At 61.8% G+C, this 22,618-nt stretch carries 21 protein-coding genes; 9 read left to right on the forward strand and 12 right to left on the reverse strand.

Annotated elements, in window-relative coordinates:
• Nucleotides 1-74: 74 nt before the first annotated feature.
• On the reverse strand, nt 75-365 hold the full coding sequence (groES, locus tag FSY59_RS05605) for a co-chaperone GroES (protein ID WP_003058782.1): 291 nt from the start codon (nt 363-365) through the stop codon (nt 75-77).
• A gap of 244 nt (nt 366-609) precedes the next feature.
• Between groES and FSY59_RS05610 the strand changes: the two genes are divergently transcribed.
• Nucleotides 610-3,252: a chemotaxis protein CheW gene (locus FSY59_RS05610; protein ID WP_029158501.1), complete on the forward strand. Its 2,643-nt coding sequence runs from the start codon at nt 610-612 to the stop codon at nt 3,250-3,252.
• Between the two features lie 14 nt (nt 3,253-3,266).
• On the opposite strand, the gene FSY59_RS05615 is transcribed toward FSY59_RS05610, so the two are convergent.
• The 6 genes from FSY59_RS05615 to FSY59_RS05640 form a co-directional block, all read right to left on the reverse strand.
• Entirely contained in the window at nt 3,267-3,605 is a 339-nt protein-coding gene (locus FSY59_RS05615; RefSeq protein WP_019043015.1) for an H-NS family nucleoid-associated regulatory protein, read from the reverse strand.
• 194 nt (nt 3,606-3,799) lie between these two features.
• Nucleotides 3,800-4,288, reverse strand: a complete 489-nt coding sequence (locus FSY59_RS05620) for a GNAT family N-acetyltransferase (RefSeq protein WP_019043016.1) — start codon at nt 4,286-4,288, stop codon at nt 3,800-3,802.
• A 66-nt stretch (nt 4,289-4,354) separates the two neighbouring features.
• Nucleotides 4,355-5,515, reverse strand: coding sequence for a bifunctional nicotinamide-nucleotide adenylyltransferase/Nudix hydroxylase (locus tag FSY59_RS05625; RefSeq protein WP_019043017.1), 1,161 nt, complete (start codon nt 5,513-5,515; stop codon nt 4,355-4,357).
• Between the two features lie 218 nt (nt 5,516-5,733).
• On the reverse strand, nt 5,734-7,437 hold the full coding sequence (locus FSY59_RS05630) for an NAD+ synthase (RefSeq protein ID WP_019043018.1): 1,704 nt from the start codon (nt 7,435-7,437) through the stop codon (nt 5,734-5,736).
• Nucleotides 7,438-7,453: 16 nt separating this feature from the next.
• Nucleotides 7,454-8,659 carry a nicotinate phosphoribosyltransferase gene (gene pncB / locus FSY59_RS05635; RefSeq protein ID WP_148728648.1) on the reverse strand — a complete coding sequence of 402 codons (1,206 nt, stop codon included), beginning with the start codon at nt 8,657-8,659 and terminating at the stop codon, nt 7,454-7,456.
• Between the two features lie 68 nt (nt 8,660-8,727).
• Entirely contained in the window at nt 8,728-9,576 is an 849-nt protein-coding gene (locus tag FSY59_RS05640; RefSeq protein ID WP_148728649.1) for a cysteine hydrolase, read from the reverse strand.
• A 122-nt stretch (nt 9,577-9,698) separates the two neighbouring features.
• Here FSY59_RS05640 and FSY59_RS05645 point away from each other — a divergent pair, with 122 nt between their 5' ends.
• Entirely contained in the window at nt 9,699-10,382 is a 684-nt protein-coding gene (locus tag FSY59_RS05645) for an NUDIX domain-containing protein (protein ID WP_043370859.1), read from the forward strand.
• Nucleotides 10,383-10,454: 72 nt separating this feature from the next.
• Here the strand turns inward: FSY59_RS05645 and FSY59_RS05650 are convergent, their stop codons facing one another.
• Both FSY59_RS05650 and metK read right to left on the reverse strand, forming a co-directional pair.
• Entirely contained in the window at nt 10,455-10,628 is a 174-nt protein-coding gene (locus tag FSY59_RS05650) for a DUF1328 domain-containing protein (protein WP_019043022.1), read from the reverse strand.
• A gap of 191 nt (nt 10,629-10,819) precedes the next feature.
• Complete coding sequence (metK, locus tag FSY59_RS05655; RefSeq protein WP_148728650.1) at nt 10,820-12,007, reverse strand: methionine adenosyltransferase; 1,188 nt, start codon at nt 12,005-12,007, stop codon at nt 10,820-10,822.
• 126 nt (nt 12,008-12,133) lie between these two features.
• Here metK and FSY59_RS05660 point away from each other — a divergent pair, with 126 nt between their 5' ends.
• Both FSY59_RS05660 and FSY59_RS05665 read left to right on the forward strand, forming a co-directional pair.
• The gene (locus FSY59_RS05660; protein WP_080731435.1) at nt 12,134-12,985 is read left to right on the forward strand and encodes a lysophospholipid acyltransferase family protein; all 852 of its coding nucleotides are present in this window, start codon (nt 12,134-12,136) and stop codon (nt 12,983-12,985) included.
• Nucleotides 12,982-13,863 carry a lysophospholipid acyltransferase family protein gene (locus FSY59_RS05665; RefSeq protein ID WP_050871724.1) on the forward strand — a complete coding sequence of 294 codons (882 nt, stop codon included), beginning with the start codon at nt 12,982-12,984 and terminating at the stop codon, nt 13,861-13,863. The genes FSY59_RS05660 and FSY59_RS05665 overlap by 4 nt, the downstream gene beginning before the upstream one ends.
• A 51-nt stretch (nt 13,864-13,914) precedes the next feature.
• Here the strand turns inward: FSY59_RS05665 and FSY59_RS05670 are convergent, their stop codons facing one another.
• Complete coding sequence (locus FSY59_RS05670) at nt 13,915-14,832, reverse strand: alpha/beta fold hydrolase (protein ID WP_043370863.1); 918 nt, start codon at nt 14,830-14,832, stop codon at nt 13,915-13,917.
• 44 nt (nt 14,833-14,876) lie between these two features.
• Nucleotides 14,877-15,647: a ribosome biogenesis GTP-binding protein YihA/YsxC gene (gene yihA / locus FSY59_RS05675; RefSeq protein WP_050871723.1), complete on the reverse strand. Its 771-nt coding sequence runs from the start codon at nt 15,645-15,647 to the stop codon at nt 14,877-14,879.
• Between the two features lie 77 nt (nt 15,648-15,724).
• Here yihA and FSY59_RS05680 point away from each other — a divergent pair, with 77 nt between their 5' ends.
• From FSY59_RS05680 to FSY59_RS05700, 5 genes are all read left to right on the forward strand, one after another.
• The gene (locus FSY59_RS05680; protein WP_019043027.1) at nt 15,725-16,348 is read left to right on the forward strand and encodes a cytochrome c; all 624 of its coding nucleotides are present in this window, start codon (nt 15,725-15,727) and stop codon (nt 16,346-16,348) included.
• Between the two features lie 130 nt (nt 16,349-16,478).
• A complete protein-coding gene (locus FSY59_RS05685) occupies nt 16,479-18,656 on the forward strand; it encodes a cytochrome c biogenesis protein ResB (RefSeq protein WP_029158503.1) in 2,178 nt (725 codons plus the stop codon).
• Nucleotides 18,653-19,987 carry a c-type cytochrome biogenesis protein CcsB gene (gene ccsB, locus FSY59_RS05690; RefSeq protein WP_019043029.1) on the forward strand — a complete coding sequence of 445 codons (1,335 nt, stop codon included), beginning with the start codon at nt 18,653-18,655 and terminating at the stop codon, nt 19,985-19,987. The genes FSY59_RS05685 and ccsB overlap by 4 nt, the downstream gene beginning before the upstream one ends.
• Before the next feature lie 194 nt (nt 19,988-20,181).
• Nucleotides 20,182-21,174, forward strand: a complete 993-nt coding sequence (msrP, locus tag FSY59_RS05695) for a protein-methionine-sulfoxide reductase catalytic subunit MsrP (RefSeq protein WP_148728651.1) — start codon at nt 20,182-20,184, stop codon at nt 21,172-21,174.
• Nucleotides 21,174-21,794 carry a sulfite oxidase heme-binding subunit YedZ gene (locus tag FSY59_RS05700; protein WP_148728652.1) on the forward strand — a complete coding sequence of 207 codons (621 nt, stop codon included), beginning with the start codon at nt 21,174-21,176 and terminating at the stop codon, nt 21,792-21,794. Before msrP ends, FSY59_RS05700 begins: the two co-directional genes overlap by 1 nt.
• Here FSY59_RS05700 and FSY59_RS05705 read toward each other — a convergent pair.
• Entirely contained in the window at nt 21,770-22,585 is an 816-nt protein-coding gene (locus FSY59_RS05705; protein ID WP_043370867.1) for an MBL fold metallo-hydrolase, read from the reverse strand. The genes FSY59_RS05700 and FSY59_RS05705 overlap by 25 nt on opposite strands.
• Nucleotides 22,586-22,618 lie beyond the last annotated feature (33 nt).

The raw sequence follows: 22,618 nt of genomic DNA on the forward strand, positions 1-22,618 counted from the left end.
GGGGTTCAATTGTTCTGCCGGCGCTTATCAATCAATCGTCGGCAGCTATGAATAGGGGAGGTGTTCGGGAAGGATTACTTCTCGACGACTGCAAACAGGTCGTCTTCCTTCATGACCAGCAGCTCGTCGCCGTGGATCTTCACGGTTTGGCCAGAGTACTTGCCGAACAGAACGCGATCGCCGACCTTCACGTTCAGGGCGATCAGTTCGCCCTTGTCATTGCGCTTGCCGGGACCTACAGCCAGCACTTCGCCCTGGTCAGGCTTCTCGGTGGCAGCATCAGGGAGCACGATGCCCGAGGCTGTCTTGGTTTCGTTTTCGAGGCGCTTGACGATCACGCGATCGTGCAGGGGACGCAGGTTCATACCAACTCCTAAATACATCAACAAAGTTGAAACAAGACTTGCCAGCCATCCGGCTGACATTCGGATATCTAGGGTCAAGCTGTTAGCACTCAACCCCATCGAGTGCTAATAATAAGGCAATTTCCCGAGCTTTCAAGACCTCTCCCCAGCCGATCAGAGGGCAAATTGCTCAAGGAGCAGGGTTTGTTCTGGGTCATGTGTAACGTCTTTTTACAAATAGGCCTGGCTTTTGCTCTGCCAGAACATGCCTCTAGAAACCATGACTGCCCCGGCGCAGCGCGCCCAGGATCTGCTGCAGACAGACGTCTTCATTCCTCATATGCGCCAGGTCGGGCGCTGCGAGAGTTCACTCAGGGAGCTGAATCTGATGTGGCGGCTCATAGAGTCCTCCGCCAAGATGAATTGCCCTCAGGAAGCACAGGCCTTGCTGCCCATGATGGCCGCCACGCGTGGCGGCTTCGAGCGGCTGGAGCAGGATCTGGTGCGCTCCATGGTCATGCAGGCGGTGGCTGGAGTGACGGCAGGGCTGTCCAGTCAGGCACAGCATCTGATCGATACCCTGGTGCGCAATCTCTACGAGCGCACGGCCGATGTGGGGTTTCTGGCGACCGACGCCGTGCTGTGCGGTTTCATGGCAGGGCTGGATGGGGATGAGGCAGCCATTACCCAGCGTCTGCAGGCCTACCGGAGCAAATACACGGTCTATGCGGACATTCTGCTGCTGGACGCTGAAGGCCGGGTGCGAGCGAGTGCTCGCGAGAGGAGTCTGGCCACGGATCAGCCATGCCGGGATGCGTTGATTGCCCGTGCGCTGCAAAGCCCGGGCTTTGTGCAGAGCTTTGGTGCCACCGACCTGCTGCCGGGCCATGACAGCGGTCTGATCTATGCGCATCGCATGCTGGACCCCATCAACCGGCAAGCCATGGGTGTGCTGTGCCTGTGCTTCGACTTTGACGGCGAGATGCAAGGCATCTGGAGCGGACGCGACCAGATTGACGACAGTGGCGCACCAGAAGCGCAGACCAGCATTGCCCTGCTGCTGGATGAGCAGGGCCAGGTGCTGGCCAGCAGCGATCTGCACTGGATTGGTGTGGGTGCGAATGTGCGGCCTCACCGTGATGGTGCAAGCGCGCTGCATGTGTATGGAGGGCGCACCTATCTGGTGCAGTCTGCGGCATCGGCAGGCTATCAAGGCTATATGGGCCCCCAGGGCTGGCGGGCGCAGATCATGACCCCGCTGGAGCTGGCCTTCGGTCTTCAGTCGCAAGCGGGGCTGGACGGGCTGGATGCCGAGGTGGCCCAGGGCCTGCTGGCGCATGCGCACCGTTTCTGCCCGCCCCTGCACGCCATCCACAGCGCTGCGGACACCATACGCCGTGTGGTCTGGAACGGGCGGGTGATGACGGCAGGCAAGCAGATGGACAACACGCGGCTGCAAGCCGTGCTGGAGCAGATTGGCGAGACGGGGGCGCGGACGAACGAGGTCTTCTCTCAATCCATTGATGCGCTCTATGGCACGGTGCTCAATACCGCACTGCGGGACAACAGCCTGCTGACGAGTCTGCTGGTGGATCTGCTGGATCGAAATCTCTACGAGCGCGCCAACGACTGCCGCTGGTGGGCACTGACGCCGCAGCTGTCCGAATTGCTGGAGGCCCTTGCCTTGGGGGAGAGGGCCGGTGATCTGGTGAGCGAGGTGTGCGGGTTGCTTACCGGCATTCACGATCTCTATACGGTCTACCAGCAAATCATGGTCTATGACGCCCGCGGCAAAGTCGTGGCCGTCAGCCATAGAGGGCAGGCAGAGAGTCAGGAGCTGCTGGGCAGCCATATAGAGGCGGACAGCCTGCACCAGGTCCTGGCGCTGGCAGGGACCCAGGACTATCACGTGTCGCCATGGCGGCCCTGCGTGCAGCACGAGAATGACGGCCCGACCTATGTCTATCACGCGGCCATACGCAATGCCGACGGGATGGTGCTGGGAGGGATCGGTCTGGTGTTTCATGCACAGCGTGAATTCAAGTCCATGCTGGAAGGTGTGACCGGCGTGCAGGCAGGAGGCGCAACCAGCAGACAGGTGGCTTACCTGAACCGATCGGGCATGGTCATGTCGTCCTCGGATGTGCATCTGCAGCCGGGCATGCGGCTGGAGCTGCCGCCGCAGATGCTGGCCTTGGCGCCAGGCCAGAGCTTGGCCCGTGCCATGGTGTACCAAGGTCAGTACTGCGTGGTGGCGATCACAGCGGGCAGCGGCTACCGGGAGTTCAAGCGCAGCGACGGCTATCGCGAAGAGGTGCTTGCGCTGTCCGTGCAGGCTTTTGGTGCCGTGCAGGACGATGCGCTGGCGGCTGTCGGTCGCCGCAATACCAGGGTGCAAGGCCTGGCGGCGGCCAGTCAGGGCAGCGCATTGGGCATGGAGATGGCGACTTTTTTTGTGGGGCGCAGCGTGCTTGCCGTCGATGCGGCCTGCGTGCTCGAGGCTCAGAGTGCCTCGGCCATCGCTCCCGTTTCGGCCGGTCGCTTGCCGCACTGCGTGGGAACGCTGGCGCGGCGCAGCCAGGCAGTCGTGGCCGGCTATGTCTGGGTCTTCGATCTGGGAGCGCTGCTCTTTGGCAAGCCCGTGACCAGGACGGCGCAAAGCCAGGTGATCGTGCTGGAGCACCAGGGGCTCAAGCTGGGCGTGCTGGTCAGCGATCTCGAAGGTGTAGTGCGCTTCGAGAGCGGGCAGTTGCGACTGGCCCCTGCAATGGCGGGTGCGGCAGATCAGCTGGTTGACCGCTTGATCCGTGCCAATGACGGAGATCTGCTCATCCAATGCCTGAACGTGACGGCCTTGGTGCGCATGCTCAAGGCGCCGCTGCCGGCGGAGCAGGCTGCTGGGGGCTGAAAGGGCCGGGCTGCTTACTGAACCGGGAACGGGTTCTTTTCGTCGCGAGGGGCGCTGAAGTCCACGGTAGGCGTGGTCTTGATCTCGTACTGGTTGCGGTCCTTGCCTTCGATCCACTTCGGAGGCTTGCCACGGCCGGTCCAGGTCGCGCCGCTTTCGGGGTCGTAGTACCTGGCCTCGACCTTTTTCTTTTCTTCAGGCTTCCAGGGGAAGACCTGCTGAGAGGTAAAGCCGAAGGTGGCGATCAGTTGCTTGACGGTGGCCAGGGCTTCCTTGGCTTCGGTGCTGCGCGCTTCCTCGATGCGCTTGTCCAGCGCACTTTTCTGGGCGATGAGTTCTTGATAGCTTGGCATTCTGGATTCCAGAGATAGTGTGAAAGGTCAGCACTGATTGCCGCCTTTGTTATTGTTTTGCAAAACCATTCATTTTGGCGCAAGCGCGAACGCACCGCATTGTTGATGTTGCGTACACTCAATCTGAAAAGGGATGCGCATCATTTTGAAGGGCTTCACACATCACTCTGGATGATCCGGCCTGCAGCTCAGTCCTATTGGTCGCCAGCGGCCATGGCCTGCAGGGCGGTGCCGGTCATGCGATAGCGGATCCACTCGGTCTGCGGCAGGGCGCCCAGGCTGTCATAGAACTTGATGGAGGGCGTGTTCCAGTCCAGGCAACTCCATTCAAAGCGGCCGCAGTCCTTTTCCAGGGCAATCCGGGCCAGATGCTGGAGCAGGGCCTTGCCGGCGCCGTGGCCGCGTGCGTCAGGCGTGATGTACAGGTCTTCCAGGTACAGGCCGTGCTGGCCCTGCCAGGTGGAATAGTTGAAGAAGTACACGGCAAAACCCACGGCCTGGCCGTCAATCTCGCAGATCAGGCCGAAGACGGCCGGGTTGGCGCAGAACAGCGTGCGACGCACATGGTCGGGCGTGGCCTTGACTTCATGCTCGGCCTTTTCATAGATGGCGAGTTCACGCACAAAGTGCAGGATCAGGTCGATGTCTTGCTCGGTGGCGGGGCGGATATGGAGCTGGCTCATAAAATAAGAGGAAAAAGTGGATCCAAAGCTTGATGGTAAAGCGCTTGCAGCTATGGTTTTTATTTATCAGGCGACCTGGCGCTCGGGCTCGCTCTGAGCCAGGGTCACGGGCAGGAACTGGCACAGGATCTGGAAATGGTCCTCGAAGAACTCGGCTTCCATGAGGGGCAGGTCGGCAACCGGCACCCAGCGGGCCAGGGCTGCGTCGTCCGCGCCCTGTACCGGGGGCAGACTGGGCTGCACGCCCAGATCCAGATAGTGCACATGGGTGATGGTACGCCCGCGCAGGCTGCGGTCCGGGTGATCGAAGACCTGAACGGCCTGCAGGGCTGCCAGCAGATCGGCCTCGCTGATGGAGGAGCAGGTTTCTTCACGCAGCTCGCGCATGCAGGATTGCCAGAGGCTGTCACGCTGCTCCAGAAAGCCGCCAGGCAGCGCCCACAGGCCCTGGCCCGGAGCATGGCCGCGCTGGATCAGCAGCACCTGGTCCTGGCCCTTGGCACGGCAGCGCAGCAGTGCATCCACGGTGACGAACACCGGTGCATAAGGTGCCTTGGCCCAGGCCCGCTTGTAGTCCTGCAGCATATGCCACTCTTTTTGCAGGCGCAGATACAGCGGCGTCTGGGCCCAGCGGCGCAAAAAGTCCAGCGTGCTCTCGGGCATCTGGGAGGAAAGCCTGACCAGGGCGGCCTCCATGGTCTCGGGCGAGGTGTCGCCCTCACCGAAGAAGATTTCGCGCAGCGGCGTGGCGTCGAACTGGCCCAGGCGCGGCAGGCTGATGAGCTCCCAGCCCGGAAAGCGTGCCAGATAGCTGCTGCTGGAGTCCTTGAAATGTCCGACCAGGGCCACGCTTGCGCCTTCGGGCACATGGGCCTGCACGGCTTCGCGCACGGCATGCACCCACAGCGGCTCGTTGTAATAGTCGCGCACGGGAACGCAGCGCACGCGCTCGGCATCCTCTTTCGATAGCGCATTGCGCAGCATCTGCGCACGCTCCTGCCAGCTGAACGGGTTTTTGGGATTGGGTGCCTGCCAGGCGCTGCCCAGTACCACCACGACCTGGCGAGCACGCTCCAGCGCGGCGTGCAGCAAAGCCATATGGCCGTTGTGCAGTGGCTGAAAGCGGCCGATCAGCACGGCGGTATGCAGGGGCACGGAGGTGGGCAGAGTCTCGGGTGCGGCGGCGATGACACGCTTGCTGGAGGTGTTGGGACTGGCTTGAGGCATGAGAGCGAAACCCGTACAGAAATCGGCGCCCGCAAGGGCAAATATGGGTAAAAACGCGCTAAATGCTTACTGGGTAAGCGAAGTTAGCTCACTTTTTAAATGTGTAACCAGGCCCGGCACGGTCAAAGTCGGCATTCGAGACAGGCCGCCAAGCGCTCGGCCGCACCCAGGGTGCTCCAAGGCTTTGCCAGCTTGTCTCAAACAGGTGCCGGGCATTGCTATTCGTAGTGTGCCGCAATCGGCATCTGCCGGCCCGTGCCAAAGGCCCGTGGGCGTACTCTGAGCATGGGCGGAGCCTGGCGGCGCTTGTATTCGCTGCGGAACACCAGCTTCTGTACGCGGGCAATGGTCTCGGGCCCGCCTGCTTCGGTGCGCAGCCTGTTCACAAAGGCGGCTGCCTGCGCATATTCCTTGCTGGACAGATGCTGGCCCTCGATATGCCATTTGAGAATCTCGTCGAGCACGGCATAGGGCGGCAGGCTGTCCTCGTCCTTCTGGCCGGGAGCCAGTTCGGCCGAGGGCGGCTTGTCGATGATGGCCTGCGGGATCAGCTCGCGGCCCGCATGGCGGTTGATATGGCGTGACAGCTCGAAGACCTCGGTCTTGTACAGATCGCCGAGCAGTCCCAGACCGCCGTTGGTGTCGCCATACAGGGTGCAGTAGCCCACCGAGACTTCGGATTTGTTGCCCGTGGTCAGCAGCAGATGGCCGAAGGCATTGGAAAACTCCATCAGCGTGGTGCCGCGTGCGCGGGCCTGCAGATTCTCCAGCGCCAGGCCCTTGAGCGGTTCGCCAAAGCTGGCCTCGAACTGGCGTGCATAGGTGGTGACCAGCTCCTTGATCGGATGCTCGTAGAGTCTGATACCCAGATTGCGGCACAGCAGCACGGAGTCGTCGACCGAGCCTGCCGAGGAGTAGCTCGACGGCATGGTGATTCCGACCACATTCTCCGCTCCCAGGGCATCGACGGCCAGGGCCAGTGTCAATGCCGAATCGATGCCTCCCGAGCTGCCGACCACCACCTGCTGGAAACCGCAGCGACGCGCATAGTCGCGCAGGCCCAGCACGATCTGCTGGCGGTAGAACTCCATGGTGGCCAGGCCTTGCGCCGGCACGGTAGGCAAGGCCGAGCCGTCGCAGGCCTGAAACCGGCCCTGCGCATTCAGCTCCAGCGTGCAGACATCTTCCTCGAAGCGCCTGGCTTCGAAGACCAGTCCTGCCTCGGGCTCCACGGCAAACGATGCGCCGTCGAACACGATCTGATCCTGGCCTCCGATCTGGTTGATATAGAGGATGGCCAGCTTGTGACGTGCCGCTGCCTGGGTGAAGACCTCGTGACGCTGCTCGCGCTTGCCCAGGTGGCTGGGGCTGGCGTTGATGCTGATGACCAGATCGGGGGCCGCATCGCCCATGCGCACAAAGGGGTTGGTGGCGTAGTCGGCACCCTGGTCGTTCCAGCCGTCCTCGCAGACCAGAAAACCCACCTGGCAGTTGCCCACGCGCAGCACCTTGGCCGTGTCGGATCCGGGCTCGAAGTGGCGGCGCTCGTCAAAGATGTTGTAGGTGGGAAGCAGTTGCTTGTCGTACTGCAGGCGGATCTGTCCGTTCTTGAGCACCAGCAGGCTGTTGTGCAGCGGTTTGCCGGGGCCATCGTGGCGCGTGGGTGCGCCCACGACCCAGTGCAGATCGGGAAACTGGCGCGTGGCCTGCAGCAGCTCCTGCAGACCTGCATCCAGTCTTTGCAGAAAGCTGGGCTCGTCCAGCAGGTCGCCGGGGTAGTAGCCGCACAGCGACAGTTCCGAAAACACCACCAGGTCGGCCTGCTCGGCCGCTGCCCTGGCTGCGGCCTCTCTCATGCGGCGGATATTGCCGCTGATGTCGCCCACCATGTAGTTGAGCTGGGCGAGGGTGACTTTCAGCATGGTTGCCTCCGAAGATTCAGGCTGCCTTGGCAGCAGGCTCAGGGATGTTGAAGACCTGGCGCAGATAGGCCAGATAGGTCTCGTCGTTGCACAGCGTCTTGCCGGGCGAGTCCGAAATCTTGGCCACGGGCTGGCCGTTGGCATGGGTCAGCTTCATCACGATATTGATCGTGGTCAGTCCCATGTCATTGGTCAATCGCGTGCCTATGCCGAAGCCGCACTGGATGCGATCGGCAAAGCGGTGGTAGAGCGCCAGGGCGGTGTCCAGATCCAGTCCGTCCGAGAACACCAGGCGCTTGCTCTGCGGGGCAATGCGCAGCTGGTCATAGTGGGCAATGGCCTTTTCGCCCCATTCGAAGGGATCGCCGGAGTCATGACGCAGACCGTCGAACAGCTTGGCAAAGTACATGTCGAAGTCGGCCAGAAAGGCGTCCATGCCCACGGTATCGGTCAGGGCGATACCGAGATCGCCGCGATATTCCTGCACCCAGTCCTCGAGGGCGGCTACCTGGAAGTCGCGCAGGCGCACGCCCAGGGCTTGATAGGTCTGCAGATACTCATGGGCCATGGTGCCGATGGGCACCAGATTCAGATCGCGCGCCAGCAGCACATTGGAGGTGCCCTTGAACCACTGCGCGGTCTCCTGGGCAAAGGCCTGCACCACCTCGCGTTGCCAGGCTCCCGAGAAGCGGCGGCGAACGCCGAAGTCAAACAGCTCGAAGGGGTTGTGCAGCTTGGCCTCGACAGCCAGATGCTTGAGCTGGGCCAGCTTGATCTGCAGGCGCTTGCGGCCTTCGACCAGGGCGGCCTCGGCATCGAAGCGGCGGAAATACAGCTCGTTGACGATGGCCAGCACATAGATCTCGAAGCCCATCACATGGACTTGCGGGCCCTTGGCCACGATATGCAGCCGGTCGCCCTCGGCCCAGGCGCGGATGAAGGCACGCTGGAACTGGAAGATGCGCAGAAAGTCGATGAAGTCGCTTTTCATGAAGCGCAGACCGGCCAGATAGTCCAGCTCGCTCTGGTCAAAGCGCAGACTGCACAGGGCATCCAGCTCGCGCTCCACCTCGGGCAGCAGCTCGGCCAGCGGGAAGGCCGTGGGCGTGCGGCAGACAAATTCGTACTCAGCCTCGGTCTGGGGGTGGCGGTGCAGCATGGCCTGCCACATGGTGAACTTGTAGAGGTCGGTGTCCAGCAGGCTGGTGATGATGGGCTTCATGCCGTTCTTCTTTTCAAAAAATATGAGCTGCTGGCGCTTTATCCATAAGTGCTAGCGGCTGATTTGTCTCATAAGCCAAAGCTGGCGCTGGTTTCGCAGCGTACACCGGTTGCACGCATGCGTTGCAGGAAGTTCTGGTGCGCGGCCTCGAATCCGGCGACCGGGCTCATGCAGTCCGTCAGCAGCACGATGCGCGAGTAGTCGCTGCTGCCCCAGTGCTCCACGATGTGCTCGGTGGTGGCGCGCACGCAGTGGCTGCTGGCCTCGCCCGCGATCACCAGTGTGCTGCTCTGGCACAACTGGGCCAGCAAGGCAGTGTTGAGTCCGGTTTCGCCGTCCTGCGGGTCGGGAACCTCGGCGCGAATGGCGCTGTAATGCTCGGTCCAGGGGTTCATGCCCTTGAAGACATGGCTGGTGGCACGATGCTGCAGTTCCTGCCACTGGCGGCAGGCAGCGAGCACGCTGGCATGCATGCCATGGCCCCAGCTGCCGATCTCGCAGTGCAGCGGCCAGACCATCAGGGTGTAGCTGCCTTGGGCCTCCAGCTGATCCAGGTATTGCAGCGTGCGTTCCCGTTCGGCAGCGTTGCGCGGTGCATAGTCGCCGGCACGGACCTGCGCTGCCGTAATCGGGGTAAATGGCAGGACGCAACGGCCATCGCGCTGCTGCCAGAAGGCCGGATGGGCAATGTCATAAGCCTGGTGCGAGTCCAGAGTAATGGTGATCTGGCCCAGCTTGTCTCCCTGGGCTGCCATCCAGCTGCTCAGGCGCTGCATATCGGCATGAGCGCCCGTCACCGCCAGGCGGGGTGCTATCAGCTGATGAGTGTCTGGTGAGCGGGGGCACCAGTCGGCAGGCAGATCGCAGAAGTCGTTTTGCGGGTCAATGATGAGCAGCTGGGTTTGTGGATGACTCATGGTGTTCAGCTTTCATGCGAGATGCAATGTCTGCAGTCTAAAACACTTAAAATATTTTTGCAACTAAGTATTTTTGAGATCGTATGAAATAATCAGGCGATAAAAATGAAGTTGGTAAAAAAATGAATCAAAGTGATGAGCGCAGGGAAACGGTGCAGGTCAGCGTGGATGTGGTGCTGCTGACCCTGGTGGAGCAGCAGTTGCATGCCGTGCTGCTGCGTCGTCAGGCCGCGCCTTTTGCCGGGGTGTGGGCATTGCCAGGCGGCTTCATTCATACCGGGGAAGACGCGGACGCCAAGGCCAGTGCGGCGCGCGTGCTCAGAACCAAGGTGGGCATAGAAGGTGCCTATCTTGAGCAGTTGGCTACTTTCAGCGGCCCGGCACGCGATCCGCGCGGCTGGTCGGTGGCAATCGCCTATTGCGCTCTGCTGCCCGTGCAGAACCTGCCGCCCGATCGCGCCGACATCAGCGTGGTGCCGCTCTCGGCCCTGCCGCAGCTGCCGTTCGATCATCGCGCCATTCTGGATGCTGCCCTGGAGCGAGTGCGCAGCAAAAGCCTGTATTCCTCCTTGCCCGTTCACCTGTGTGGCGAAACCTTCACGCTGCCGCAGCTGCAGCAGGTCTATGAAAACATTCTGGGCGAGCCGCTGAACAAGGTCAGCTTCAGGCGCAAGATGGATGAGATGGACTGGCTGGAGCCCGTGCCTGGGGCCATGCAGGGTGGCGGAGCGCACCGGCCTGCCCAGCTTTACCGGGCCAAACCCGGCTTCAGCCAGACGCTGGCGCTGACTGCCCGGGGGCTTTGAGGCCGTTCCGCATGAAAAAATGCCTGCACAAGGCAGGCATTCGGGTTGGCGTTTCGGGTCCGGCCGCGTCGACTAGCTGACTGCGCCAATGCCCAGCAGGGCCAGAATCACGAAGATCACGGCAACGGCAATGAAAATGAAGAACAGGATCTTGGCTATGCCGGCTGCGCCTGCGGCTACGCCGGTGAAGCCGAAAACACCGGCCACCAGGGAAACGATGGCAAAAATAATGGCCCACTTGAGCATCGGAACTCCTTTGTCTGAAGCGATGTCTCAAGACTAAGTCGCCGGACGCAGGCTTGCGGTGCTCATTTGGGGGAAATCCTTGTCGGCTTGATCCGACAACAAAAAAGCCACCGCAATGTGTTGCGATGGCTTCTTGACCAGGCTTGGGGGCTGAGGCCCTCAGATCCTCAGGTCCGCTGCGGGTGTCCGAATCACTTCAGACCTGCAGCGGCACGCAGCAGGGCTGCCTTGTCGGAGCGTTCCCAGGTGAACTCGGGCTCTTCGCGGCCGAAGTGACCATAAGCGGCGGTCTTGCTGTAGATGGGGCGCAGCAGATCCAGCATCTGGATGATGCCTTTGGGGCGCAGGTCGAAATGCGCGGCCACCAGCTTGGCGATTTCCGCATCGGGAATCACGCCTGTGCCTTCGGTGTACACGGTGATGTTCATGGGGCGGGCCACGCCGATGGCGTAAGCAACCTGCACCTGGCACTGGCGCGCCAGACCGGCAGCCACCACGTTCTTGGCCACATAGCGGGCGGCGTAGGCAGCCGAGCGGTCCACCTTGGTTGGATCCTTGCCGGAGAACGCACCGCCGCCATGGGGGCAGGCACCGCCGTAGGTGTCCACAATGATCTTGCGACCGGTCAGGCCGCAGTCGCCCTGAGGTCCGCCCACGACGAAGCGGCCGGTGGGATTGATCAGGTACTTGGTGTCCAGCAGCCACTCGGAGGGCAGCACGGGCTTGATGATCTCTTCGATGATGGCTTCGGTGAACGATGCCTTCATTTTGGTTGCCGTTTCCGACTGATCGGGGCTGTGCTGTGTGGACAGCACCACGGTGTCGATGCTGTGGGGCTTGCCGTCCACATAGCGCAGGGTCACCTGGCTCTTGGCGTCCGGGCGCAGGAAAGGCAGACGGCCGTCCTTGCGCAACTGGGCCTGGCGTTCCATCAGACGGTGTGCGTAATAGATGGGCGCGGGCATCAGTTCGGGCGTTTCGTCGCAGGCGTAGCCGAACATCAGGCCCTGGTCGCCAGCACCGGTATTCAGCTCGTCATCGCTGGCCTTGTCCACGCCCTGGGCGATGTCCTGGCTTTGCTTGTCGTAGGCGACGAGCACCGAGCAACCCTTGTAGTCGATGCCGTATTCGGTGTTGTCGTAGCCGATGCGCTTGATGGTGTCGCGTGCGACCTGGATGTAGTCCACATTCGCACCGGTGGTGATTTCACCGGCCAATACCACCAGACCGGTGTTGGTCAGTGTCTCGGCAGCCACGCGGCTATGCGGGTCTTGGGTGAAAATAGCGTCCAGAATCGCGTCAGAGATCTGGTCGGCAACCTTGTCGGGGTGGCCTTCAGAAACCGATTCCGAGGTAAACAGAAAATCGCTGTTCGCCATTGATATAACTCCTTGTTGCTTGGGCAATTGCGTTGCCCGAGCTTCGAAGTCTGGCGAACGCTTTAGCAGTTTTGTTTTTACGTCGCCCTGCAAGTTGCTCTTTAACTCAGCGACCCCGCTATTCTAATGCCTTCCCTGTTTCGACTGTTTGCTGCACTGCCTTTATGGCTATTGCATGGCCTTGGCGCTGCCATGGGGTGGGTGACCTGGGCGCTATCTCCCACCTATCGGCGCCGATTTGCAGCCAATGCCGCACAGGCCGGCTATGCCTTTGCCCAGGTCAGGGCTGCGGTGGGGCATGCGGGGCGCATGGTGTTCGAGATGCCGCGCATCTGGCTGGGTCAGTTGCCGCAATGCGATATGGTCAACGAAGCCGTCGTCGAGCAGGCCTATGCGCGTGGCAAGGGCATTGTGTTTCTCACGCCACATCTGGGCTGCTTCGAGATGTCCGTGCAGGCCGCGGCGCGACGCTGGTCGGACCGGCATGGCGCAATCACCGTGCTCTACCGCCCCGCACGCCAGGGCTGGCTGGCTCAAATTCTGGAAACCGCGCGCAATCGTCCCGGCGTCCAGGCCGTTCCCACCACCTTGGCGGGCGTGCGTCAGATGATCAAGGCCCTGCGCCAGGGCGCTGCCGTGGGGCTGCTGCCCGATCAGGTTCCGCCCAACGGGCTGGGTATCTGGTCGCCTTTTTTCGGCCGCGATGCGTATACGATGACATTGGCAGCGCGACTGGTGCTGCAAACCGGGGCCACGGTCATCGTGGCGCGGTGCGAGCGCAAGTCCTGGGGGCGGGGCTATACGCTGTATCTAGAGGAATTGCCTGTGCCCGAATCTCAATCGCTGGAAGCCACCGTGGCGCTGATCAACCGCGCCATGGAAACCACCATCCGCCAGTCTCCGCAGCAATATCTGTGGGGCTACGGCCGCTACAAGCAGCCGCGTGAAGACAAGCAACTCTCAGGGGAGAAGGCATGAGTGCCAGCAAGATCGCCATCGGCTGCATGCATTTGCTGGCCAAGCTGCCGCTGCCCCTGCTGCGCGGGCTGGGCAAGGTTGTGGGGCGTGTGCTGTTCGTGGTGGCGGGCCAGCGCCGGCGCATAGCGCTGCGCAACTTCGAGCTGTGCTTTCCCGATGTGCCTGAGGTGCAGCGCAAAGCTTGGGCGAAGGAGTCTTTTGAAGTCTTTTGCCAGACCTTTCTCGACAGAAGTTGGCTGTGGTTCGGCTCCGAGGCGCTGGTGCGCAGCCGTGTCAAGCTGGTCGGAGCCACGCATGAGTTGAAGGGCGATACGCCCACCATCGTCTTCGCGCCGCATTTCTACAGCATGGATGCCGGTGGCCTGGCCCTGCCGCTCAATACCGAGCGCGAGTTCACTTCCATCTTCGCCACCAATCCCGATCCGGATCTGGATCGCTGGTTCATGAATGGCCGCCAGCGCTTCGGCAATGTGAAGATGCTCAACCGTGCAGATGGCGTCAAACCCATCATCCAGTGCCTGCGCAAGGGCGGGCTGCTGTATCTGCTGCCCGATATGGACTACGGCAAGAATGACTCGGTGTTTGTGCCCTTTTTCGCGGTGCAGGACACTGCCACCATTCCCTCGCTTTCGCGCTTTGCGCGCCTGGGCAAGGCCAAGGTGGTGGCGCTTTACAACCGCATGACGCCTGAGGGCTATGTGGCCGAGCTGACGCCGGCCTGGGAGAACTTCCCGACGGACGACCATGTGGCAGACACCGCCCGCATGAACCGTGAGCTGCAGGCCGCCATCATGACCATGGTTCCGCAGTATTACTGGGTGCACAAACGCTTCAAGACGCGCCCGGACGGCGAGCCATCGCTGTACTCCGGGAAATAGGCGCCAAATCGTTCTCCATGCCATGATGGCTGGGCGCCAGAAGCTTTCTTTTCAGGAGCTGCCTGGCGTCTGAAGAAACTCGGTCAGTGCGCGCTGCACAGCTTCGGGCCTCTCATGGACCACCCAGTGGCTGCAGCCCTGGAGATGCTCTATCCCCAGCTGTGGCACCCATTGCTCCAGCCCATGCAGCAAGGCAGGCTGCAGTGCCAGGTCGCTATCCCCCCAGAGAATGCGCACCGGCACAGGAATATGCAGCATTTCATCGGGCAGGCTGAGCTCGCGAATGTCCTGCAGTTCATCAGCGCTGCCGCCGGGGCGGGGCGGCACCAGCGGGCTGGCAGCGTAGAACATGCAGGCGCCATGCACGCCCAGATCCCAATGCTCGCGGTATTGCTGCTTGCGCTCGGGCGTCAGCCATGCGGGCGTGCTGCCGTCGGGGTTCTGAAAGAATCCCAGCATGCGCTGCCAGCCGTTTTCGGCCAGCAGCTCGGGCGCATCGGGCCGGCGCAGGAAATGCATGTACTGGCTGGCGGACTGCTGCACCGGGTTGGACTGCAGCTCCCGCAGGAAGCTGCCCGGATGCGGGGAGTTGAGTATCAGCAGCCGCTCGAGTTGCTGCGGATAGCGGTTGGCCAGGCCCCAGGCTACGGCGCCTCCCCAGTCATGGGCAATCACGCAGGCAGCGCGCTTGTCGGCGCTTTCCAGCGCAATCAGGGCGGCCAGATCCTCCACCAGGTATTTGGCACGGTAGTCGCTGATGGCCGTGGGCTGGCTGGAGCGGCCATAGCCGCGCAGATTGGGGGCCACGCAGCGATAGCGGCTGCCGAATTGCGCAAGCAATGCATCCCAGATGAAGGCGCCTTCGGGAAAACCGTGCAGAAACAGCAACAGGGGCTGACCCGGCTCGCCGCTGACACGACATTCCAGTTCAACTCCTGTGGACAGGGTATGCGTGCAAGTCATGACCATGAAGCTCTCCTTTTTGTAGCTTCTGGCGCTTGCAAGATAAGCGCCTATGGCTGATTTTGCGCAGGCGTCCCGTCAGCGGGCGTCGCTTGGGTGACGGGAGCAGCCTGGGGCATTCCCGCCTGGGGCAAACCTGCCTGGGGCAATCCCTCGGGGTGGCACCAGTGCCACAGCAGTTGGGCCACATCGTCCACGCCCTGCTTTTTGAGGGCGGAGAACAGGCGCACCTCGCCACCGCCCGCATTGAGCTTGGTGATGGACAGAATCTTGGCCTGCTCGGCGCGGGTCAGCTTGTCGGCCTTGGTCAGCACGATGAGAAACTTCAGGCCTTGCTCCACGCGCGGACGGATGGCGTCCAGCAGGGCTTCGTCGAGCTCGGTCAGGCCCAGACGCGGGTCGCACAGCAGCACCACGGCGGACAGGCTTTCGCGGCTCATCAGGTAGCTGAGCATGACGCGCTGCCAGCGCTCCTTGTCGGTGCGGGAGACGGCAGCGTAGCCATAGCCGGGCAAGTCGGCCAGCACCGCATCGGTCACGCCCTGCTTGCCCAGTGCAAACAGATTGATGTGCTGGGTGCGGCCGGGCTTCTTGGAAGCGAAGGCCAGCTGCTTTTGCTGGGTCAGCGTATTGATGGCCGTGGACTTGCCGGCGTTGGAGCGGCCGACGAAGGCAATCTCGGGAACGTCGACCTTGGGCAGCTGGTTGAGCTGGGCCGCGGTCGTGAAAAAGCGTGCGGTGTGCATCCAGCCCATCGCAAGCTTGCTGTCGATCAAAGAAAGTGTTTTTCCGGCAGTGGTATCCGGGGAAGCATGGGTCATGACGGTAACTATTTCAGGGAGGCCCATTGTAGAATTTGACGGATTCGAGCTCTCAACAATAGACCCAGCCCCTTGATATGAAGTTGCTTGCCTCTTTGCTGACTGCTGCCATTTTCGCAGCACCTGCCTTCCCCGCATTTTCTGCGGGAGAAACACCTGTCAAGGCGGATGCTGCCAAAGGGCAAGCCAGTTATGGGGCGGTTTGCGTCGCCTGTCATGCCGCAGACGGCAATTCCACCATTCCTCTGCAGCCCAAGCTGGCAGGCCAGCACCCCGAGTATCTGGTCAAGCAGTTGCGCGAGTTCAAGGACGGCAAGCGCAACGACCCGGTGATGAAGGGCTTTGCCTCCACGCTCAGCGATGGCGATATGCAGAATATCGCGGCCTGGCTGCATACCCAGGCACCCAAGAACGGCTTCTCCAAGGACAAGGACTCCATCGCCCTGGGTGAGCGCATTTTCCGCGGCGGCATTCAGGAGCGCCAGATTGCCGCCTGCGCGGGTTGCCACAGCCCCAACGGCTCCGGCATTCCGGCCCAGTACCCGCGTCTGTCGGGTCAGCATGCTGAATATACCGTGAAGTCCCTGACGGACTTTCGCGACGGCAAGCGCAGCAATAGCATTCCCATGGCCCAGGTTGCTGCCAAGCTTAATGATCGCGAAATCAAGGCCGTGGCAGACTATATAGCTGGCTTGCGTTAAAAATCCTTTTCACCAGATGCGCGGGTGACTCCGGGAACTTTCAGGCATCTGGCACCCCCCAAGTCAGGCGGGCCCATCGGCTAGTTCAGCAGATGGCCCGCCTTTTTGCGTTCGGCTCTATCTCATCCTCATGTCAGACCTTCCACTTCGCGATCGTGACTCCTCTCGCTCACAGGCAGTGCGCGCGACTCTGGAGTTGCTGGCCTCCATGCGCTTTGCGATTTCACTGCTCACGGTGATCTGCATCGCATCGGTCATCGGCACGGTGCTCAAGCAACATGAACCGCTGGTCAACTATGTCAACCAGTTCGGCCCCTTCTGGGCGCAGCTGTTTCTGGCGCTCAAGCTCAATGCGGTCTACAGCGCCTGGTGGTTTTTGCTGATTCTGACGTTTCTGGTCATCAGCACCTCGCTGTGCGTGAGCCGCCATGCTCCCAAATATCTGGCCGATATCCGCAATTACAAGGAAAACCTCCGCGAACAAAGCCTCAAGGCATTCCACCATCGCGCCGAGGCCGATGTGGCGGGCAGTACCGAAGAGGCGGCCAAGCGCCTCGGCCAGCAACTGGTGTCCGGTGGCTGGAAGGTCAAGATGCAGCAGCGCGACACGGCGGCCGGGCCTGGCACCGGCTGGATGCTGGCTGCCAAGGCCGGTGCGGTCAACAAGCTGGGCTATATCGCCGCGCATTGTGCAATCGTGCTGATCTGCATCGGCGGGCTGTTCGACGGCGACCTCATCGTGCGGGCTCAGATGCTGCTGGGCGGCAAAACGCCTTATACCGGCGGCGGCATGATCTCGGACGTGGCGCCCGAGCACCGTCTGTCCATCAAGAATCCGACCTTCCGCGGCAACCTCATGGTCTCCGAAGGCACGCAGTCCGGCACGGCTATCCTGAATCAATCGGACGGCATCTTGCTGCAAGATCTGCCATTTTCGGTGGAATTGAAGAAATTCATCGTGGAGTACTACTCCACCGGCATGCCCAAGCTGTTTGCCAGCGAGATCGTGATTCATGACCGTGCCACCGGCGAGAAGCTGGAAAAGCGCGTGGAGGTGAACCATCCGGCCAGCTACAAGGGCATCGAGATCTACCAGAGCAGCTTCGATGACGGCGGCTCCAGCGTCAAGCTGCATGCAGTGCCCATGGATGGCGTCTCCCAGCCCTTCGACGTGGAGGGCGTGATCGGCAACTCCACCGAGTTCGTGCGCAAGCTGGCCGATGGCCAGCAGGACAAGGTGACGCTGGAGTACACGGCGCTGCGCACCATCAATGTGGAGAACTTCGGCGGCCAGGACAAGGGCGCCGGCACCGATGTGCGCAAGGTTGATCTGAGGCAGGCCATCGACGAGCGCCTGGGCGCAGCTCACAAGACCACGGACAAGAAGGATTTGCGCAATATCGGCCCCAGCGTGGGCTACAAGCTGCGCGATGCCTCGGGCCAGGCGCGCGAGTTCCAGAATTACATGCTGCCCGTGGACACGGGCGATGGCCAGCCCGTCTTCCTGCTTGGCGTGCGTGAGAACCAGGCCGACCAGATGCGCTATCTGCGCGTGCCTGCCGACCCTGAGGGCACGATGAACACCTTCATGCAGCTGCGCCAGGCCATGCAGAGCAAGACCCAGGCCGAGAAGGCGGCGCGCGCCTATGTTCAGCGGGCGGTCGATGTCTCCAAGCCCGAACTGGCCGAGCCGCTGACGCAGTCCGCGCTCAAGGCGCTGGAGCTGTTCGCCGGTCAGGACAGCAAGCTCAAGGCTCCCGACGGCCGCCAGCTCGGTGGCCTGCAGGCGATATCGGGCTTCATGGACAGCAATGTGCCCGAGGCCGAGCGCGAGCGCGCCGGCGAGGTGCTGGTGCGGATTCTGAACGGCGTGCTGTTCGAGCTGGCCCAGCAGGTGCGCCAGCAGGCGGGACTCAAGCCTTTCGAGAACGACGAGAAGACCCAGGCCTTCATGACGCAATCGGTGTTCTCGCTCAGCGATGCGCAGTTCTACCCGGCGCCCGTGGTCTTCATGCTGCAGGACTTCAAGCAGGTCCAGGCCAGCGTGTTCCAGGTGGCGCGCGCTCCAGGTAAAAACATTGTTTACCTCGGTTGCCTCTTCCTGATCATTGGCGTTTTTGCCATGCTGTACGTGCGTGACCGCCGCATCTGGATCTGGCTGACCCCTGCGAATGGTGGCAGCCATGCGAACATGGCCTTGTCCACCAACCGCAAGACCATGGATGGCGACCGCGAGTTCGCCATGCTGGCCGACAAGCTGATCGGGGCCAAGCCCTTACAAAAGAAGACTCCCGGAGGTTCTGTATGAACACCGCAACCACGACATTGACTTTGAACGAAGGCTATTTCGCCCGCCGCAACTGGTTTGACTGGTTGTTCGCGGTCGTGGTGGCCGTGGGCCTGGGCTATGCGCTGCAGCGCTATGCCGCCTATATGGATGTATATGAGAAGGGCATTTTGCTGGCGACCATCCCGGCCATGATCTGGCTGGGCTGGTTCTGGCGCCCGCTGGCGGTGCTGATGCTGAGCGTGGCGGGCTGCTCGCTCCTGGCCATCGGTCTTTATCAGGGAGCGGATGGCGGCGAGCTGGCACGCTCTGAGACCGTCTTCGGCCTGAAGTACTTCCTCTCCAGCCAGTCCGCCATCCTTTGGATGAGCATGGTGTTCTTCATCAGCACGGCTTTCTACTGGATCGGCGTATTCGCCAAGGGCGAGCGCTCGGTCATGTCGCTGCTGGGTTCGCGCCTGGCCTGGCTGGCCGTCGCGATGGCGCTGATCGGCACCATGGTGCGCTGGTACGAGAGCTATCTGCTGGGCCCGGACATCGGCCATATCCCCGTCAGCAATCTCTACGAAGTATTCGTCATGTTCTGCTGGATGACGGCCATCTTCTATCTGTACTACGAGCAGCATTACGACACGCGTGCCCTGGGCGGCTTTGTGATGCTGGTGGTCAGCGCGGCCGTGGGCTTTCTGCTCTGGTACACGCTGGTGCGCCAGGCCCATGAGATTCAGCCCCTGGTGCCTGCCCTCAAGAGCTGGTGGATGAAGCTGCATGTGCCCGCTAATTTCATCGGCTACGGCACGTTTGCGCTGTCGGCCATGGTGGCGTTCGCCTATCTGATCAAGCAGCAGGCCACCGAGACCAAATGGTACAAGCTTGCGCCGCTGTGGCTGCTGGGCGTGGTCCTGTGCTTCGAGCCCATCGTCTTTCGCAAGGGCGCGACCGAGAACGGCGGCAGCTACTGGATGGTGTACTTCGGCATTTCGGCCCTGATCGTGGCCGGCATCCTGTTCTCGCGCAAGCGCATTGCGGCCCGTCTGCCTTCGTTCGAGATCCTGGACGACGTGATGTACAAGGCCATCGCCGTGGGCTTTGCCTTCTTCACCATCGCCACCGTGCTCGGCGCTCTGTGGGCGGCCGAGGCCTGGGGCGGCTACTGGAGCTGGGACCCCAAGGAAACCTGGGCGCTGATCGTCTGGCTCAACTATGCGGCCTGGCTGCATATGCGCTTGATGAAGGGGCTGCGTGGCACGGTGTCCGCCTGGTGGGCGCTGGCGGGTCTGGCCGTCACCACCTTTGCCTTTCTGGGCGTGAACATGTTTCTGTCGGGCCTGCACAGCTACGGCGAGCTGTAGGCCTCGCACCAGGTACTCCAAAAAACAGGAGCTGCTTTCGCTGATTGAATAAGGATTTCAGGTTGAAAACAGTCTGAAATCGTTGATCATCAAGCGCTAGCAGCTCCTTTTTTATTGAAAAATTCGGAGGAACTTTGCTGACGCAGGGGGCTTCCAAATCGCACTACTCTTGATCGTCGTTTGGGAGCATTCCTATGCTGATACGTCACCGCAACCAAGGCTTTGAACATCCACTGGGCAGCGAGATCACGCCTCAGCCCCAATACCTGCAGCGCCGGGACTTTCTGCAGACCCTGGCCATGGGCGCTGCGGGCGCGACCCTGGCAGGCTGGGCTGGCCGTGACGCGCTGGCTGCGACCGATCGCGTGCATCTACCCGCCCTGAAGGGCGTGGCCAGCAAGGTGGCTGGCGCCATGACCGTGGAGGCGGCCACCAGTTACCAGGACGTGACCAGCTACAACAACTACTACGAGTTCGGTCTGGACAAGGACGAGCCCGCACGCAATGCGCACACGCTCAAGACCCGGCCCTGGACGGTGCGCATCGAAGGGCTGGTGCAAAAGCCACAGACCCTGGACATCGACAGCCTGCTCAAGCTCGCGCCCATGGAAGAGCGCATCTACCGCCTGCGCTGCGTGGAGGGCTGGTCCATGGTCATCCCCTGGGTGGGTTACTCGCTGTCCGAACTGCTCAAGAAAGTGCAGCCGCTATCCGGCGCCAAGTATGTGGAATTCGTCACCCTGGCCGACAAGGCCCAGATGCCCGGACTCAGAAGCGGGGTGCTGGACTGGCCCTATACCGAGGGCTTGCGGCTGGATGAGGCCATGCACCCGCTGACACTGCTGGCCTTCGGCATGTACGGCGAGGTTCTGCCCAACCAGAATGGTGCGCCGCTGCGCCTGGTCGTGCCCTGGAAATATGGTTTCAAGAGCGCCAAGTCGCTGGTGGCAGTCCGCCTGACCGACAAGCAGCCCGGTACCGCCTGGAACAAGGCGGCACGCAACGAGTACGGCTTTTATTCGAATGTGAATCCCGAGGTCGATCATCCGCGCTGGAGCCAGGCCACCGAGCGGCGCATCGGCGAGGGCGGGCTGTTCGCCAAGCGACGCAAGACCTTGCTGTTCAACGGCTATGGCGATCAGGTGGCGTCGCTGTATGCGGGCATGGATCTGAAGAAGTTCTACTGATGCAGGCCTGGTTGCTCAAGCCCTGGGCCAAGCCACTGGTCTTCACGCTGTGCCTGCTGCCTTGCGCATGGCTGTTCTATGCGGCGTTCACCGACGGGCTGGGGGCGAATCCGGCCGAAGCCCTGCTGCGCAGCACGGGTGACTGGACTCTGCGTTTTCTCTGCATCGTGCTGGCGGTGACGCCGCTGCGCCAGATCAGCGGCTGGAATCTGCTGGTGCGCTGGCGGCGCATGCTGGGCCTGTACGTGTTCTTCTACGCCTGTCTGCACCTGCTTTGCTATGCCTGGTTCGACATGGGGCTGGATTGGGGCGATATCGTGGCCGATATCCCCAAGCGGCCCTTTATCCTGGTGGGTTTCAGCACCTGGCTGCTGCTGCTGGTGCTGGCGGTCACCTCGCCAAAGTTCATGCTCAAGGCCCTGGGCGGCAAGCGCTGGCAGTGGCTGCACCGCGCGGTCTATGTGGCGGTGCCGCTGGCCTTGCTGCATTTCTTCTGGATGCGCGCCGGCAAGAACAATTTTGCAGAGGTGGCGGTCTATGCCGCCATTCTCGGAGCCTTGCTGGGCTGGCGAGTGGTGCGTGCTCTCAGGAACCGTCAGCCGGCTGCGGTACGCAGCTGACGCGAGACCGGGTCGATCTGCGCCGAAGGAAGCCGGTAGGCATCCTGGTCGAACAGGTCGATGCCGCACTGCAGGCCTTCGAGCCAATTGAACAGATCGCCAATCGCCTGCTTGCCCATGATGGGAGCGCCATGCTGGGGCACGATCATGTCGATGGACAACTGGCGCGCCATCTGAACCCATAGGCGCAGAATCTTGTTGGAGACCATGTAGCGACGGTGAAAGCCTTCCATGCGTGCAATATGCGGGGCGAGATCGGTGACGGGCTTCCGGGCTTCTGCGCCAGTGGTCAGGGATACGCCCAGGTCGCCCGTGAACAGAATCTTGCTGATCGGGTCGTAGAAGTGGAAGTTGCCCTCGGCATGCAGGAAATGCGCGGGCAGCAGCACCAGTTCGCTATGGCCCAGCGGCAGGCGCCCGCCCGCATCGGGCACCCCGATGACGCGATTTTCCGTCTTGCCCACCTTGGTGAAGTGCGGTGCAAAGCGCTCCCAGATGCGCGAGATGACCAGTTGCGCGCGCGTGCTGCTCATCCAGCGGTCCAGCGAGGCAATGATGTCCGGGTCGGCATGCGAGGCAATCAGATAGGCGAGCTTTTGCGGCGGAAAATGCCGCGACATGCCCATGAACAGCTCGTTGAAAGCCAGGTTGCCGCCGGGATCGATGATGGCTCCCGTGCCGTGGTCCACAATCAGGAACTGATTGGCCTGAATGGCCTGGCCGTCCTCCTCGATGAGGTCGGTGAACATCAGGCAGATGTGGTTTTTGTCGCGATAGAGCTCAATGGACATGACGGTTTGTCAAAGGACAAGATGCCGTCACTC

It is taken from the genome of Comamonas sp. Z3 (assembly GCF_008121565.1).
GTDB lineage: Bacteria > Pseudomonadota > Gammaproteobacteria > Burkholderiales > Burkholderiaceae_C > Comamonas > Comamonas brasiliensis.

Coding starts and splice junctions, on each gene's coding strand:
- FSY59_RS05645 (WP_043370859.1), top strand. CDS start 9,699: ATGAATCAAAGTGATGAGCGCAGGGAAACGGTGCAGGTCAGCGTGGAT.
- groES (WP_003058782.1), bottom strand. CDS start 365: ATGAACCTGCGTCCCCTGCACGATCGCGTGATCGTCAAGCGCCTCGAA.
- FSY59_RS05670 (WP_043370863.1), bottom strand. CDS start 14,832: ATGGTCATGACTTGCACGCATACCCTGTCCACAGGAGTTGAACTGGAA.
- ccsB (WP_019043029.1), top strand. CDS start 18,653: ATGAACACCGCAACCACGACATTGACTTTGAACGAAGGCTATTTCGCC.
- msrP (WP_148728651.1), top strand. CDS start 20,182: ATGCTGATACGTCACCGCAACCAAGGCTTTGAACATCCACTGGGCAGC.
- FSY59_RS05660 (WP_080731435.1), top strand. CDS start 12,134: ATGCCTTCCCTGTTTCGACTGTTTGCTGCACTGCCTTTATGGCTATTG.
- FSY59_RS05685 (WP_029158503.1), top strand. CDS start 16,479: ATGTCAGACCTTCCACTTCGCGATCGTGACTCCTCTCGCTCACAGGCA.
- FSY59_RS05640 (WP_148728649.1), bottom strand. CDS start 9,576: ATGAGTCATCCACAAACCCAGCTGCTCATCATTGACCCGCAAAACGAC.
- FSY59_RS05680 (WP_019043027.1), top strand. CDS start 15,725: ATGAAGTTGCTTGCCTCTTTGCTGACTGCTGCCATTTTCGCAGCACCT.
- pncB (WP_148728648.1), bottom strand. CDS start 8,659: ATGAAGCCCATCATCACCAGCCTGCTGGACACCGACCTCTACAAGTTC.
- FSY59_RS05610 (WP_029158501.1), top strand. CDS start 610: ATGCCTCTAGAAACCATGACTGCCCCGGCGCAGCGCGCCCAGGATCTG.
- FSY59_RS05615 (WP_019043015.1), bottom strand. CDS start 3,605: ATGCCAAGCTATCAAGAACTCATCGCCCAGAAAAGTGCGCTGGACAAG.
- FSY59_RS05705 (WP_043370867.1), bottom strand. CDS start 22,585: ATGTCCATTGAGCTCTATCGCGACAAAAACCACATCTGCCTGATGTTC.
- FSY59_RS05650 (WP_019043022.1), bottom strand. CDS start 10,628: ATGCTCAAGTGGGCCATTATTTTTGCCATCGTTTCCCTGGTGGCCGGT.
- FSY59_RS05625 (WP_019043017.1), bottom strand. CDS start 5,515: ATGCCTCAAGCCAGTCCCAACACCTCCAGCAAGCGTGTCATCGCCGCC.
- FSY59_RS05630 (WP_019043018.1), bottom strand. CDS start 7,437: ATGCTGAAAGTCACCCTCGCCCAGCTCAACTACATGGTGGGCGACATC.
- FSY59_RS05700 (WP_148728652.1), top strand. CDS start 21,174: ATGCAGGCCTGGTTGCTCAAGCCCTGGGCCAAGCCACTGGTCTTCACG.
- metK (WP_148728650.1), bottom strand. CDS start 12,007: ATGGCGAACAGCGATTTTCTGTTTACCTCGGAATCGGTTTCTGAAGGC.
- FSY59_RS05620 (WP_019043016.1), bottom strand. CDS start 4,288: ATGAGCCAGCTCCATATCCGCCCCGCCACCGAGCAAGACATCGACCTG.
- FSY59_RS05665 (WP_050871724.1), top strand. CDS start 12,982: ATGAGTGCCAGCAAGATCGCCATCGGCTGCATGCATTTGCTGGCCAAG.
- yihA (WP_050871723.1), bottom strand. CDS start 15,647: ATGACCCATGCTTCCCCGGATACCACTGCCGGAAAAACACTTTCTTTG.